Source organism: Streptomyces sp. NPDC001270, assembly GCF_042896695.1.
Lineage (GTDB): Bacteria > Actinomycetota > Actinomycetes > Streptomycetales > Streptomycetaceae > Streptomyces.
In genome coordinates this window covers 83,053-97,969 of record NZ_JBIAXM010000012.1, presented here as the reverse complement: position 1 = coordinate 97,969, position 14,917 = coordinate 83,053, and the positions used below count along the sequence as shown (strand labels likewise).

The 14,917-nt window shown below is 67.4% G+C and carries 9 protein-coding genes; 3 read left to right on the top strand and 6 right to left on the bottom strand.

The window, feature by feature from the left end:
• Positions 1-186 precede the first annotated feature (186 nt).
• Positions 187-2,553, bottom strand: a complete 2,367-nt coding sequence (locus tag ACFY2B_RS21450) for a DUF6049 family protein (RefSeq protein ID WP_390764676.1) — start codon at positions 2,551-2,553, stop codon at positions 187-189.
• A gap of 257 nt (positions 2,554-2,810) precedes the next feature.
• On the opposite strand from ACFY2B_RS21450, the gene ACFY2B_RS21445 reads away from it, so the two are divergent.
• Entirely contained in the window at positions 2,811-4,253 is a 1,443-nt protein-coding gene (locus tag ACFY2B_RS21445; RefSeq protein ID WP_390764675.1) for a CCA tRNA nucleotidyltransferase, read from the top strand.
• Positions 4,254-4,388: 135 nt separating this feature from the next.
• On the opposite strand, the gene ACFY2B_RS21440 is transcribed toward ACFY2B_RS21445, so the two are convergent.
• The 3 genes from ACFY2B_RS21440 to ACFY2B_RS21430 form a co-directional block, all read right to left on the bottom strand.
• A complete protein-coding gene (locus ACFY2B_RS21440) occupies positions 4,389-5,702 on the bottom strand; it encodes an MFS transporter (protein ID WP_390764674.1) in 1,314 nt (437 codons plus the stop codon).
• Between the two features lie 86 nt (positions 5,703-5,788).
• A complete protein-coding gene (locus ACFY2B_RS21435; RefSeq protein WP_390764673.1) occupies positions 5,789-6,871 on the bottom strand; it encodes an inositol-3-phosphate synthase in 1,083 nt (360 codons plus the stop codon).
• A 43-nt stretch (positions 6,872-6,914) separates the two neighbouring features.
• The gene (locus ACFY2B_RS21430) at positions 6,915-7,598 is read right to left on the bottom strand and encodes a PadR family transcriptional regulator (RefSeq protein WP_390764672.1); all 684 of its coding nucleotides are present in this window, start codon (positions 7,596-7,598) and stop codon (positions 6,915-6,917) included.
• A 363-nt stretch (positions 7,599-7,961) separates the two neighbouring features.
• Between ACFY2B_RS21430 and ACFY2B_RS21425 the strand changes: the two genes are divergently transcribed.
• Both ACFY2B_RS21425 and ACFY2B_RS21420 read left to right on the top strand, forming a co-directional pair.
• Positions 7,962-10,706, top strand: a complete 2,745-nt coding sequence (locus ACFY2B_RS21425) for a transglycosylase domain-containing protein (RefSeq protein WP_390764671.1) — start codon at positions 7,962-7,964, stop codon at positions 10,704-10,706.
• Positions 10,707-10,834: 128 nt separating this feature from the next.
• The gene (locus tag ACFY2B_RS21420; protein WP_390764670.1) at positions 10,835-12,343 is read left to right on the top strand and encodes a glycosyltransferase family 87 protein; all 1,509 of its coding nucleotides are present in this window, start codon (positions 10,835-10,837) and stop codon (positions 12,341-12,343) included.
• A gap of 193 nt (positions 12,344-12,536) precedes the next feature.
• Here ACFY2B_RS21420 and ACFY2B_RS21415 read toward each other — a convergent pair whose 3' ends face one another.
• Positions 12,537-13,568 (bottom strand): alanine racemase, encoded by a 1,032-nt coding sequence (locus tag ACFY2B_RS21415; RefSeq protein WP_390764669.1) that lies wholly within the window; start codon positions 13,566-13,568, stop codon positions 12,537-12,539.
• Positions 13,569-13,651: 83 nt separating this feature from the next.
• Positions 13,652-14,773: a peptidoglycan bridge formation glycyltransferase FemX gene (gene femX, locus ACFY2B_RS21410; RefSeq protein WP_390764668.1), complete on the bottom strand. Its 1,122-nt coding sequence runs from the start codon at positions 14,771-14,773 to the stop codon at positions 13,652-13,654.
• Positions 14,774-14,917 lie beyond the last annotated feature (144 nt).

Sequence of the window (14,917 nt, the reverse complement as noted above, 5' to 3'; positions counted from 1 at the left end):
GGGGCTGGGGGGCCGGCCCCCCCGGGGGGCGGGCCCCCGGGGGGGGGGGCCCCCCCGGGGGGGGGCGGGGGGGGGGGCGGGGGGCCCCCCCCCCCGCCGCCCGAGCCCTGGCCACGGTCACCGTCGTACGGCGCGTTCATGGTTACCCCACCTCATCGTCCCCGGGCCCACCGGCCACGACATCGCTCAACGGTCCACTCTCTCACCCGCTGCGGACGGGTCGACGCTTTCCGATGCGGTGTCCGGCGTCGGGTCACTCGGCTGCTCCGGGTCCCCGGCCCCGGAACCGGCGTCGGACTTCTCCTGGAGACGGTCCCCGGGGCCCTCGGGGTTCTCCGGCCCCTCCGGGTTCTCCCCCGGGGTGTCGGATCCGCTCTCTTCGGCCTGCCGGGCCGCCTTGCGCTTGCGCTGCGTGTACATCCGGAAACCGGCGAGGACGAGAAGCAGCACGCCGCCGCCGATGACCAGCATGACGGTGGGGGTGACCTCGGTGACCTTCACGTCGAAGCTGACCGGAGCGCCGTACTCCTGGCCGTCCTCCGTGTAGAGCTGGGCGATGACGGTGACCCGGCCGTTGGCATTGGCCGAGGTGGTGAATTTCACGGACTGGCTGTGGCCGCCGGAGACGTCGACGGGCTGTTCCGTGTATGCCTTGCCGCCGACGCTGAGGCGGGTCGGCATGGTCGAGGTGAGCCGCAGGACCAGGCGGTCGACGCCCTGCACCAGGTTGTTCTGGACGGTGACCGGGATGGTGGCGCTGCGGCCGGAGAGCTTCGTCTCCGACTTGTCGATCAGTTTGACCTGGTCGATGAGTTCGTCGAGCCAGGCTTCCACGCCCTGCCGGAAGCTGTCTGCCGCACGGATCTTGCCGCGCCAGGACGTGGACATCTCCCGGTTTATGGCCCGCCCGAAGGGGGTCACCACGCGGGACCTGTCGGTGAGGATCACCTGGAAGTTGTCGAGCTTGTCCTGCGTGCGTGCGATCTGCTCGAAGGCCGTCCGCGGCAGTTCCTTCTTGCGCAGCGAGGAGGGGTAGGCGGACGTGGAGGGGATCTTCGTGGTGGCGCCCGGGTCGGGCTTGGCCTTGGCCGCGGCGGTGAGCTCCTGCGACTGGGACCAGTTCGAGCCCTCCAATGCGATGACCGCCTGGGCCATTGCCTGGGCCTGGCTCGCGGTCGGCATGCGCTGCGGGGCGACGACGATGCTGCGCTGCTTCGTCGTCTGGGTGTTGAGCGCGAGGCTCTGCGCCAGGAACTTCTGCACGGCGAGCGTGGCCGGGCCCGCCTTCGTCAGATCGCCCTTGAACGCCGTCGACAGCCGCGCGTCGGCGACGACCGCCGTGGTGCCGCCGCCGATCGGGCGGGCGGCGGAGGGTGTGTAGGGCAGGCCGCCGGTCTCCTGGAGGCTGTCGCTGCGGGCGATCACCTTGTCCGCGCCCGCGGACGTGGCCACCTTGATGATCGACGGGTCCACGGCACCGTCCACCGGCCATGCGAAGTCGGTACTCGGTGTGACGTGGAGCACTGTCTGGACCGTGGTGGCCGCGACGTCCGTGGCGTCCTTGAGATGGCTGAGCGAGCCCGTGACGCTCGTGCCGTTGTGGGCGAGGGAGGCCAGGTCCGGGTCACCGAAGGGCAGGGCGACGACCTGTTTGTCGGCCACCGCCTTCTGCAGGTCGGAGAGGAACTGCTTGGCCACCGCCTGGTGAGTGCCGGCCGTGGTGGTGCCGCCGTCGCCCTGGATCTGGTAGTTGCGCGTCATCGCGTCCACCGAGGCCAGCAGGTCCGGATCGATCACCCAGGTGACGTCCAGTCCTTTGCCGAGCGCCACCAGCTGATTCAGGCGGCCGCCGGGGGAGATCTCCTGGGCGAGATCGTCGTTGAGGAAGACCGGAGTCTGGTGCTCACCGGGACCGGTCTTCGCTGTCATGTGGACGGTGGAGATCAGCGGCCACAGGAACGTCGTCTTCGTCCGGGTGCCGGCCTCCGCCGGCTGCCAGGGCAGGAACGTCCGTCGGATGCCCAGGACCTGCTCCCAGGGCTGAGCGGAGGTCTGGCCGGAGAGGGAGACGTCGAACTCGTAGACGCCGTCCTGACCGAGGTCGAGCTGGTCGACGGGCACGGAGAGGGTGAAGGGCTCGGCGACCCCTGGAGTGAGCTTGGCGAAGTTCTCGATGTACTTGTCGCCGACTTCGGAGCCGTAGATCCCCTGGGGGTCAGCGGATCGCTCAGCAACGCTGTCGATGGCGGAGCGGGTGGTCAGCGACGGGCCCACGCGCAGTCCCACATGGGCGTCGGTGACCGCCTGCTTGCCTTGGTTGGTCACCGTGCCCGACACGGTCAGCGTGTCCCCTTCGGCGGGCGCGCTGGGGGTGAGCGAGTCCACGGCGACCGACACGGTGCCCACGGAGGAGGCGGCCTGTGCGGGCACCGCCGCGGGCAGCTGGAGCACACCCGCCAGCAGGGGCACACCGGTGAGCAGCGCCCCGGTGCGCCGCAGCCACCGGCGGGCAGGTGAGGGAGTCGTCCCCTGGAAGTCTGCCGCCTCGGCCACGCGCTCGCCCGTCCCTCGTCGTCGTCAGTGGTCGTCGCAATGTGCGTCCACGCATGGTAACGATGCGCGCTGAGGGGAAGTGCCGCGGTCCACCTCACAAGATCGGGGAACCGGGTCGGTCCGTCCCGCATACTCTGTAACAAGAGGAAAGTGCGATTACGGGGTGATGGCTGCCCTTGCACAGGTACGGACGGAGATGTTCACCGGGGCTCAATGGAGGCGCTTCCGGTGGTCAGGGACACGTACCCTCTTCTGTTGTGCCGAACGCCAACGAAGACTCTCCCACTCCCTTGAGCCAGGTGCAGCAGCGCGCGGTGAGCGAGCTACTGCGGGTGGCCCCCGTCGCCGATGATCTTGCCCGCCGTTTCCAGGCGGCCGGGTTCTCGCTCGCCCTGGTCGGCGGTTCGGTACGGGACGCGCTGCTCGGTCGGCTCGGCAACGATCTGGACTTCACTACCGACGCCCGCCCCGAGGACGTCCTCAAGATCGTGCGGCCGTGGGCGGACGCCGTGTGGGAGGTCGGGATCGCCTTCGGCACGGTCGGTGCCCAGAAGGACGGCTACCAGATCGAGGTGACCACCTACCGGTCGGAGGCGTACGACCGGACGTCCCGTAAGCCCGAGGTGTCGTACGGCGACTCCATCGAGGACGATCTGGTCCGGCGTGACTTCACGGTCAACGCGATGGCCGTGGCCCTGCCGGAGAAGGCGTTCATCGACCCGCACGGCGGTCTTGAGGATCTTGCGGAGCGTGTGCTGCGTACACCAGGCACCCCCGAGGACTCCTTCTCCGACGATCCGCTGCGGATGATGCGGGCCGCCCGTTTCGCCGCCCAGCTCGACTTCGAGGTCGCCCCCGAGGTCGTCCGGGCGATGAAGGAGATGGCCGACCGTATCGAGATCGTCTCGGCCGAGCGTGTCCGGGACGAGCTGAACAAACTGATCCTCTCCGCTCACCCACGCAAGGGTCTGGCCCTGCTCGTCGACACGCGTCTCGCGGACCATGTCCTGCCCGAGCTGCCGGCCCTGCGTCTGGAGCGCGATGAGCACCACCGGCACAAGGACGTCTACGACCACACGCTGATCGTCCTGGAGCAGGCGGTCGCCCTGGAGGACGAAGGGCCCGACCTGACGCTCCGGCTGGCCGCCCTGCTCCATGACATCGGCAAGCCGCGCACCCGCCGGTTCGAGAAGGACGGTCGGGTCTCGTTCCACCACCACGAGATGGTCGGGGCGAAGATGACGAAGAAGCGGATGACGGCACTGAAGTACTCCAACGACCTGGTGAAGGACGTCTCCCGGCTGGTCGAACTCCATCTCCGCTTCCACGGCTACGGCACCGGGGAGTGGACGGACTCGGCGGTGCGCCGCTACGTCCGCGACGCCGGCCCCCTTCTCGATCGTCTCCACAAGCTGACGCGCTCCGACTGCACCACCCGGAACAAGCGGAAGGCAGTCGCGCTGTCTCGGGCGTACGACGGACTGGAGGAGCGCATCGCTCAGCTTCAGGAGCAGGAACAGCTCGACGCGATCCGGCCGGACCTCGACGGCAACCAGATCATGGAGATCCTCGGAGTCGGACCCGGCCCGGTGATCGGCAATGCCTACAGATATCTGCTGGAGCTTCGGCTGGAGAACGGCCCGATGGAGCACGACGCGGCCGTGGCGGCGCTCAAGGAGTGGTGGGCCGGGCAGGACTGAGCCTGCGGAACGGGGTGATGTTTCACGTGAAACATCACCCCGTTCCTGATGCAGCGAGCCGCGATGTTTCACGTGAAACATCGCGGCTCGCTGCATCACTTCGGACCGGCGACGCCGAGCTTCACTTCCTGAGGCTCAAGCGAGCGAGCTCTCGTCCGGAGGGGCCTGGTGCCAACGGTGTGTCTCTCTCCGGCGCTCGAAGCGGTCCATGGTCACCGCGACCGCCGCGTAGACCACGGCGACCATCAGTACGAGGGCCGTCGACCGGCCGTCGGGGGGAAGCATCAGGGCGGCCACTCCCGCAGCGCCCACGAAAGACACGTTGAACAAGACGTCGTACACGGAGAAGATCCGGCCTCGGAAGCCGTCGTCCACGGACGACTGGACGATCGTGTCCGTGGCGATCTTCGCGCCCTGGGTGGTCAGTCCCAGGGCGAAGGCCGCCACTAGCATCGGCGCCGTGGCGAACGGCAGACCGAGCGCGGCCTCAAGGACGGCCGCGGCTGCGGCGCACACCGCGATCCAGCGGCCCGATCCGATCCGTCCGGCCACCCCGGGAGTCACCACCGCGGCCGTGAAGAAGCCCGCGCCGGACACCCCCAGTGCGAGGCCCAGCAGCCGCAGGCCGTCGTCGGGGGTGGCCGCGAGGGAGTACCGGCAGAGCATCAACACCAGGACGAGCAGTGCACCGTAGCAGAAGCGCATCAGCGTCATCGCGGACAGCGCCCACACGGCCTCCCGGCGGCGGGGCTCGGCGAGATGGCGCACGGCGGCCAGCAGATCCCGCGCGGTGGAGACGAGAGCGACCCCGAGGCGCGGTTGCAGCGATCCCCGGTCCGGGCCCAGCAACTCCCGTGTCATGGTGAGCGATACGAGAGCAGAGCACAGATAGAGGACGGCGCCCAGCAGCACCACCGCGGCATCGGAGTCGGACACCATCAGCCGTACCGCGAAGGCAAGACCGCCTCCCAAGGTGGCGGCGAGTGTCCCGGCGGTCGGGGAGAGCGAGTTGGCCAGCACCAGTCGCTCGGCGTCGACCACACGCGGCAGGGAGGCGGACAGGCCGGCGAGGACGAAGCGGTTGACCGCAGTGACGCACAGCGCGGAGGCGTAGAACAGCCAGTCCGGGACACGGGTGATCATCAGGACCGCGGTGGCAGCCGCGAGGACGGCGCGCAGCAGATTGCCGTACACGAAGACCTGGCGCCGCGGCCAGCGGTCCAGCAGGACACCCGCGAACGGGCCGACCAGGGAATAAGGGAGCAGGAGCACCGCCATCGCGGAGGCGATCGCACCGGCCGAGGTCTGCTTCTCGGGGGAGAAGACGACATACGTGGCGAGCCCGATCTGATAGACGCCGTCGGCGCCCTGGGAGAGCAGGCGTACGGAGAGCAGACGACGGAAGTTCCGCAGGCGCAGCAGGACGCGCAGATCACGGACGACGGGCATGGGGCACAGCCTCACACATGAGGAAGGTCCCCGGGTCATGGACCCGGGGACCCTCACAGCCCTGGCAGGAGCGATTTCGGCGTGGTCTAGCGCTTGACGTCTCCGCGGATGAACTTCTCCACGTTCTCGCGGGCCTCGTCGTCGAAGTACTGGACCGGCGGGGACTTCATGAAGTAGGAGGACGCCGACAGGATCGGGCCGCCGATCCCCCGGTCCTTGGCGATCTTCGCGGCGCGCAGGGCGTCGATGATGACACCCGCAGAGTTCGGGGAGTCCCAGACCTCCAGCTTGTACTCAAGGTTCAGCGGAACGTCACCGAAGGCGCGGCCCTCCAGACGGACGTAGGCCCACTTGCGGTCGTCGAGCCAGGCGACGTAATCGGAGGGGCCGATGTGTACGTTCTTCTCGCCCAGGTCCCGGTCGGGGATCTGTGAAGTGACGGCCTGCGTCTTGGAGATCTTCTTGGACTCCAGGCGGTCGCGCTCCAGCATGTTCTTGAAGTCCATGTTGCCGCCGACGTTCAGCTGCATCGTGCGGTCCAGGACGACACCCCGGTCCTCGAACAGCTTCGCCATGACCCGGTGCGTGATGGTGGCGCCGACCTGCGACTTGATGTCGTCGCCGACGATCGGGACGCCCGCCTCGGTGAACTTGTCCGCCCACTCCTTGGTGCCGGCGATGAAGACCGGGAGGGCGTTGACGAAGGCGACCTTGGCGTCGATGGCGCACTGGGCGTAGAACTTCGCCGCGCTCTCGGAGCCGACGGGCAGGTAGCAGACGAGCACGTCGACCTGCTTGTCCTTGAGGACCTTGACGACGTCGACCGGCTCGGCGTCGGACTCCTCGATGGTGGCGCGGTAGTACTTGCCGAGACCGTCGAGGGTGTGGCCGCGCTGGACGGTGACACCGGTGGTGGGTACGTCGCAGATCTTGATGGTGTTGTTCTCGGAGGCACCGATGGCGTCCGAGAGGTCGAGGCCGACCTTCTTGGCGTCGACATCGAAAGCGGCGACGAACTCGATGTCACGCACGTGATAGTCGCCGAACTGCACATGCATCAGCCCGGGGACCTTGGACGCCGGGTCGGCGTCCTTGTAGTACTCGACTCCCTGCACCAGCGACGCGGCACAGTTGCCCACGCCGACGATGGCTACGCGAACCGAACCCATTCCGGTTGCTCCCTGTGTGTACGAGTGAGGCCCTGAGCGGGCTTCACGTGGCGGTGTCGTCGGGCGTATCCGTCCCGGGTGTGTCCCCGGGACGGGGCAGGCCGCCCGTCGCTCCAGTTGTGGTGTTGCGCTGAGCGGTTCCCCCGGAGGCGAAACCCTTCAGGTCCCGTCCGGCCCGCTCGCTCTCGATGAGCTCGTTCAGCCAGCGCACTTCGCGCTCCACGGACTCCATCCCGTGGCGCTGGAGCTCAAGCGTGTAGTCGTCGAGGCGCTCCCGGGTACGGGCCAGCGAGACGCGCATCTTCTCCAGACGCTCCTCCAGCCGGCTGCGGCGCCCCTCCAGTACGCGCATGCGTACGTCCCGTGACGTCTGCCCGAAGAAGGCGAAGCGAGCCGCGAAGTGCTCGTCCTCGTATGCGTCCGGACCCGTCTGCGAGAGCAGTTCTTCGAAGTGTTCTTTGCCTTCCACCGTCAGCCGGTAGACGATCTTGGCCCGCCGGCCCGTGAGGGGCGCTGCCAGCGCGTCCTCGTGGGTGTTGCCCGGCTCCTCGATCAACCAGCCGTTGGCGACCAGCGTCTTCAGGCAGGGGTAGAGCGTCCCGTAGCTGAAGGCTCGGAACACGCCCAGTGATGTATTGAGTCGTTTGCGCAGCTCATAGCCGTGCATGGGAGACTCGCGAAGCAGGCCGAGCACGGCGAACTCAAGGATGCCGGAGCGCCGGCTCATCATCCCTCCTCTCGTCCGCCTTACCCGCTTGTCTCGCTCTGATGTATCGACTCGATACATCACGACGATAGAACGGTGCTCCTCGTGCGACAAGAGGGAGAACGGTGAACGGAATCACATCACCGATTCGTAGGAAGCAACTTGCCTGATTTGGGGTGAACTTCGACGCTAGGTGGGTTTTGGCGGTGCGTAGTCTGTGCGGCATGCACGCCGCCGGGAACCAAGTGACGACTGGGGGCGTCCTCGTCCTCGGTGCAGTACGGGTGAATGCAGGAACGACCGCATCCGTACTTCGGGGGGACCGGAAACCAGCCGCCGTTTCCAGGCGCGCAAGGGTGCGCCTGCCCGAGGAGTAATCGTTCGATGAGCGAGCACCGTCGCAAACCGCCGCAGCCGCAGGGAGGCGGACGTGCCGCGGCCCGACGCGGCCAGTCCGGCTCGGCACCCGGCCGCCGCGCGGCACCGCGAGGCGCCACCGGATCACCTGCCGACTCTCCTGAACCGGATTCCGGTTCACATACGTCGAGCTCCCACGGGTCGACGTCCTACGGTTCAGGGGGCGAGGAGCGGCCATACGGCGGCCGTGCCGAGGCTCGCCGCGCGGCACAGAGAAGCAGCGGCGGGCGCCGCAGAGCCGATCCGGCCGGCCGACGCGGCCCCGGCGGCTCCACCGGGCCCGGACGCGGCCGGGGCCGCACGGCCCCGCCCGGCAAGAAACGGATCATCGACTACCCCCGCGCGGGCAAATACGGCTGGCGCCGCTGGATGCCGTCCTGGAAGCTCGTGACGGGCATGTTCATCGGCTTCTTCGGGAGCCTGGTGGCCGTAGCGGGCATCGGGTACGCCATGGTGAGCGTGCCCAACGTCGCGAAGACGGCGGAGGCGCAGAACAACGTCTTTTACTGGTCCGACGGCTCGGTGATGGTCGCCACCGGTGGTGAGATCAACCGCCAGATCATCAACTTCGCCGACATCCCCAAGGCGATGCGGTACGCCGTCATCTCCCAGGAGAACAAGACCTTCGAGACCGACAAGGGCATCGACCCGGCGGGTATCGCGCGCGCATTCCTGAACATGGCCCGGGGTGGTCAGACGCAGGGTGGTTCGACCATCACCCAGCAGTACGTCAAGAACGCCATGCTGGACGACCAGTCGCAGACCGTCTCCCGCAAGTTCAAGGAGATCTTCGTCGCGATCAAGGTGGGCGCCCAGGTCCCCAAGGACAAGATCATGGCGGGCTACCTGAACTCGGCGTACTTCGGCCGGGGTGCTTACGGGCTCCAGGCGGCCTCACGCGCGTACTTCAACAAGGACGCCGCGGATCTGAACCCGGGCGAGTGCGCCTTCCTGTCGGCGATGCTGAAGGGCGCCACCTACTACGACCCGGCGGGTTCGACCTCGCTCGACGCGTCCGCCACCCCCGAGGCCAACCAGAAACGCGCCCTGACGCAGATGCAGGACACCCTCGACAAGATGGTCCAGTACGGCCATCTGAGCGCAGCGGAGCGGGCCAAGTACACCACTCTCCCGAAGTGGCAGAACCCGAGGTCGAACAGCCGGCTCAGCGGCCAGATCGGCTATCTGGTCGACCTGGCCAAGTCCTACCTGGCCAACAACAGCGAAGAGACCGGCATCACCTCCGACGATCTGCAGAGGGGCGGCTTCCAGATTCACACCACCTTCGACAAGAAGAAGGTCAACGAGCTGGAGGCCGCGGTCACGAAGGTCCAGAAGGCGAACATCAAGCCCGATGAGCGCCCGAAGACCGACACGCATGTCCAGTTCGGCGGTGCCTCGGTGGACCCGAAGTCAGGAGCCATCAAGGCCATCTACGGCGGTGAGGACGCGACCAAGCACTTCACCAACAACGCGGACTCGACCGGTGCCCAGGTGGGTTCGACGTTCAAGCCGTTCGTGCTGGCCGCTGCGATGGACTGGGGAGTACGGAACCCCGACGGCCAGGGGACACAAGCACGGGACGAGCGCACGATCGTCTCTCCCAAGAGCCTGTACAGCGGCAAGAACAAACTGAAGATCAAGAACTACGACGGGTCGGTCTGGACGGACAAGGACGACAAGGAGTGGCTGCAGACGAACGACGGCAACGACTCCGTCGGTACTGCGCCGGACTACAAGATCGACCTTCGTGAGGCGATGAAGGACTCGGTCAACTCCGCCTATGTTCAGCTCGGCATGGACGTGGGCCTCGACAAGGTCAAGCAGGCGGCGTTGGACGCGGGCATACTGGAGAGCAGCCTCGCCAGCTCGGACTACCCGTCGTTCTCCATCGGTACCTCTGACCCGAGCGCGATCCGCATGGCCAGCTCCTACGCCACCTTCGCCGCGAGCGGTAGCCAGAACTCGCCGTACTCGGTCACGAAGGTCGAAAGCAAGGACGGGCTGGTCTACCAGCACAAGACGGAAGCCAAGCAGGCATTCACCGCGAAGGTGGCGGACAACGTCACCGACGTGCTGAAGACGGTGGTCGACAAGGGCACTGGTACCGCCGCCCAACTGCCGGGCCGTGATGTGGCCGGAAAGACCGGTACGACCGACGGCAACAAGTCGGCCTGGTTCGTCGGCTACACCCCCCAGCTGTCCACCGCGATCAGCATGTTCCGCCTCGACGACGACGCGAGCAACAAGAAGCGGACGTTCGAGGAGATGTACGGAACGGGTGGCCAGAAAAAAATCCACGGTGCCTCGTTCCCGGCCGAGATCTGGCACGACTACATGGCTGAGGCGCTGCAGGGCTCGCAGCCGGAGAAGTTCCCGACCCCCGAACCCATCGGTGAGGTGATCAATGCGGAGCCGACCCCGTCGCTGACTCCGTCGGCCACTCATAGTGAGGAGTCGAGCCCGACGCCGAGCCTGACGCCGAGCCCGACCATGAGCTCCCCGAGCCCCAGTGCCACCGAGACCTGTGACTTCTGGACCTGTGGCACGGGTGGCAGCAACAACGGCGGCGGCGACGCCGGCGGGACCGGCAACGGGGGCCCGGGCGGTGGTTCGTCTCCGAGTCCGACGATCACGGAGACAACCGGCAATGGCAACACCCGAGGCAACGGCAACGGAAACGGCAGTATTTTCGGTGGTCAGTACGGATAGTCACCGGGCGTGACCGGTAGACGGTATATCTGCCTGCCGAGGTGTTTCACGTGAAACATGGGCCGCCGCACCTCTGAGGTGCGGCGGCCCTCCGCATGTTCCCAGGCACGTACGGCAGGATGTGCACCATGCCCAGTGCAGAGATGACGCCCGCAAGCGTGCACGAGCCGGAGCCGGTGCGGCCGACCAGGGAGGACAAGGTCGCCGCGGCCGGCAGTGAGCTGATCGGCGGCCCCATCGGCCGGCGTGCCCTGCTCGGCACGTCCTGGTGGACGCCTGTCCGGGTGATCGCGCTGGTGGCGATCGGCATGTTCGCCCTTGGCCTGGTCCAGAAGGCACCCTGCTACACCAGTGGCTGGTTCTTCGGTGCCAGTTCGCAGTACACGCATGCGTGCTACTCGGACATTCCGCACCTCTATCAGGGACGCGGCTTCGCCGACGGGCTCGTGCCCTACTTCGACAAGCTCCCGGGCGACATGAACTACCTCGAATACCCGGTCCTCACCGGCGTGTTCATGGAGGTGGCCGCCTGGCTCACACCTGGTAGCGGCAGCATCCAGCACCAGGAACAGTGGTACTGGTTCGTCAACGCCGGAATGCTGATGGTGTGCCTCGCCGTCATCGCCGTCTGTGTGACCCGCACGCACGCCAGGCGCCCCTGGGACGGCCTGCTGGTCGCCCTTGCACCCGCCCTCGCCCTGACCGCAACCATCAACTGGGACCTGCTGGCGGTCGCGCTGACGGCCGCGGCGATGCTGATGTGGTCGCGGGGCCGCTCTCTAGCCTTCGGGGTCCTCCTGGGGCTCGCCACGGCCGCCAAGCTGTATCCCGTACTGCTGCTGGGCCCCCTCCTCGTCCTGTGCTGGCGCGCGGGCAAATGGAAGGACTTCGGCAAGGCCCTGGGCGGTACCGCGGTCTCCTGGCTCGTGGTGAACCTGCCGGTGATGCTCTTCGCCTTCGAGGGCTGGTCGAAGTTCTACACGTTCAGCCAGGAACGGGGCGTGGACTTCGGTTCCTTCTGGCTGATCTGGGCGCAGAACTCGACGAACCCGCCCAGCACCGACACGGTCAACACACTCGCCATGCTGCTGATGCTGCTGTGCTGCGGCGGCATCGCGGCCCTAGCCTTCGTCGCCCCGCGCCGGCCGCGCTTCGCACAGCTCGCCTTCCTGATCGTGGCTGCCTTCATCCTCACCAACAAGGTCTACTCGCCGCAGTACGTCCTGTGGCTGGTGCCGCTCGCCGTCCTGGCCCGGCCGAAGTGGCGGGACTTCCTGATCTGGCAGGCATGCGAGGTGGCGTACTTCCTGGGGATCTGGATGTACCTCGCCTACACGACCAGCGGAGACGCCCACAAGGGCCTGCCCGCCCAGGGGTACCACTGGGCGATCGCGGTGCACCTGCTGGGCACGCTGTTCCTCTGCGCCATGATCGTCCGGGACATCCTCATGCCGGAGCGGGATGTCGTGCGCCGGTCCGGAGACGACGATCCCTCCGGCGGCGTGCTCGACGGAGCGGAGGACGTCTTCGTCCTCGGTATCGCCGCCCGTCCGCCACGCCATGCCGTCCACTTCGACGCGCCTCAGGTGGAGTGGGGTGTAGACGGGCAGTCGTCCTCCAGAGACCGTTCGCTCTGAGCGAACAGACCCTGGATGCGGGCACTCCGCCGTCCGTGAACCGGCCTACCGTGCCATGGAGCTGAGGTAACCGTGCCACGGGGCGTCACCGGGCCGTGGCACGGACCGGCTCAGGGCACAGGGCGTATCAGGGCCAAGAAAAGGGCCGTACACGCAGTCCGTGTACGGCCCTTCGGCTGTCTCAGGCGGTCGCTCAGCGGTCCATCAGCCGGTCGAACTGTGTGGTGGTGTGCCGCAGATGGGCCACCAGCTCCTCCCCGACCCTCGGTTCGGGCGCCTCCGAGGGCACGAACAGGATCGACACCTGCATGTGCGGCGGCTCGGCGAACCATCGCTGCTTGCCGCCCCAGACGAATGGAGAAAGGTTCCGGTTGACGGTGGCGAGGCCCGCCCGTGCCACGCCCTTGGCCCGCGGCATGACGCCGTGCAGAGCCTTCGGGGCCTCCAGCCCCACCCCGTGCGACGTACCACCCGCCACGACCACCAGATAGCCGTCGGAGGCCGACTTCTGCTGCCGGTAGCCGAAACGGTCCCCCTTGGCGACACGAGTGACGTCCAGGACCGCGCCGCGGTACTCGGTGGCCTCGTGGTCCCCGAGCCACAACCGGGTACCGATACGAGCGCGGAACCGGGTCTGCGGGAACTGCTGCTGGAGCCGGGCGAGTTCCTCGGCCTTCAGATGGCTGACGAACATCGTGTGCAGCGGCAGCCGGGCCGCCCGCAGCCGGTCCATCCAGCCGATGACCTCCTCGACGGCGTCCGAGCCGTCGGTGCGGTCCAGCGGCAGGTGGATGGCGAAGCCCTCCAACCGGACGTTCTCTATGGCGGTGTGCAGCTGCGGCAGCTCCCGTTCACTGATCCCGTGCCGCTTCATCGAGGACATCACCTCGATGACCACACGGGCGCCCACGAGGCCGTACACGCCGTCCACGGACGACACCGAGCGGATCACCCGGTCGGGCAGCGGTACCGGTTCCTCGCCGCGCCGGTAGGGCGTCAGCACCAGCAGGTCACCGCCGAACCAGTCCCTGATCCGTGCGGCCTCGTACGTCGTGCCGACGGCGAGGACGTCGGAGCCCAGCCGCGTGGCCTCCTCCGCCAGACGCTCGTGCCCGAAGCCGTAGCCGTTGCCCTTGCAGACCGGGACGAGCGCGGGGAACTGCTCCTGTACGTGCTTGTGGTGCGCCCGCCAGCGCGCGGTGTCGACGTAGAGCGTGAGCGCCATGGCCGGACCTGGAACCTTTCTCGTGGCTGCGGTGTATCAGAGGTATGAGAGCTATCGACGGTATCGCAGCACCCAACGTGCGCTCAGCGGCGCGACATGTAGATGTCCAGAGCCTTGTGGAGCAGCTTGTTCAGCGGGAAGTCCCACTCGCCGAGGTATTCGGCGGCCTGGCCGCCCGTGCCCACCTTGAACTGGATCAGTCCGAAGAGGTGATCGGTCTCGTCCAGCGAGTCGGAGATCCCCCGCAGGTCATAGACGGTTGCGCCGAGCGCGTAGGCGTCGCGCAGCATCCGCCACTGCATCGCGTTCGAGGGCCGGACCTCGCGACCGATGTTGTCGGAGGCGCCGTAGGAGTACCAGACGTGACCGCCGACGACCAGCATCGTCGCTGCCGAGAGGTTCACGCCGTTGTGCCGGGCGAAGTAGAGCCGCATGCGGTTGGGGTCCTCGGTGTTGAGGGCCGTCCACATGCGCTGGAAGTACGAGAGCGGGCGAGGCCGGAAGTGGTCGCGAACAGCGGTGATCTCGTACAGCCGCTGCCACTCCTCAAGGTCGTGGTAGCCGCCCTGGACGACCTCGACGCCGGCTTTCTCAGCCTTCTTGATGTTGCGCCGCCACAACTGGTTGAAGTTCTTGTGGACGTCTTCGAGGGAGCGGTTCGCGAGTGGTACCTGGAAGACATAGCGGGGCTGGACATCGCCGAAGCCGGCGCCGCCGTCCTCGCCCTGCTGCCAGCCCATACGACGCAGTTTGTCGGCCACCTCGAAGGCACGCGGCTCGATGAAGTCGGCCTCGATGTCCCGCAGGCGCTTCACATCCGGGTTCTGGATGCCCTGCTTGATGGAGTTGGCCTCCCAGCGCCGGATGATCACCGGCGGGCCCATCTTCACGGAGAACGCGCCCTGTTGCTTGAGATGGGCGAGCATCGGCTGGATCCAGTCGTCCAGATTGGGTGCGAACCAGTTGATGACCGGGCCCTCGGGCAGATACGCGAGGTAGCGCTTGATCTTGGGCAACTGGCGGTAGAGGACCAGGCCCGCGCCGACCAACTCGCCCGTACGGTCGTCGAACCAGCCGAGGCTCTCGGAGCGCCACTCCGCCTTGACGTCTGCCCAGGCCGGGACCTGCATGTGGCTCGCCGCCTGCAGCCCCTGGATGTAGGCCAGATGCTGCTCGCGGCTGATGGTCCTCAGGGTCAGGCTCATTCGGGGCGCTCCTCGGGCTGGTGTGTCCCCCTGGGTACAGGGGCTCCGGCTCTCGCGCCGAAGCCTACTGCGCCTTCCCGGCGCCCCGACTGGCCGTACGGAACCTTCGCCCCGGCCTGTGCACCGCCGGGGCGTTCCGAGATG

Coding starts and splice junctions, on each gene's coding strand:
- ACFY2B_RS21440 (WP_390764674.1), bottom strand. CDS start 5,702: ATGCCCGTCGTCCGTGATCTGCGCGTCCTGCTGCGCCTGCGGAACTTC.
- ACFY2B_RS21435 (WP_390764673.1), bottom strand. CDS start 6,871: ATGGGTTCGGTTCGCGTAGCCATCGTCGGCGTGGGCAACTGTGCCGCG.
- ACFY2B_RS21430 (WP_390764672.1), bottom strand. CDS start 7,598: ATGAGCCGGCGCTCCGGCATCCTTGAGTTCGCCGTGCTCGGCCTGCTT.
- ACFY2B_RS21425 (WP_390764671.1), top strand. CDS start 7,962: ATGAGCGAGCACCGTCGCAAACCGCCGCAGCCGCAGGGAGGCGGACGT.
- ACFY2B_RS21420 (WP_390764670.1), top strand. CDS start 10,835: ATGCCCAGTGCAGAGATGACGCCCGCAAGCGTGCACGAGCCGGAGCCG.
- ACFY2B_RS21415 (WP_390764669.1), bottom strand. CDS start 13,568: ATGGCGCTCACGCTCTACGTCGACACCGCGCGCTGGCGGGCGCACCAC.
- femX (WP_390764668.1), bottom strand. CDS start 14,773: ATGAGCCTGACCCTGAGGACCATCAGCCGCGAGCAGCATCTGGCCTAC.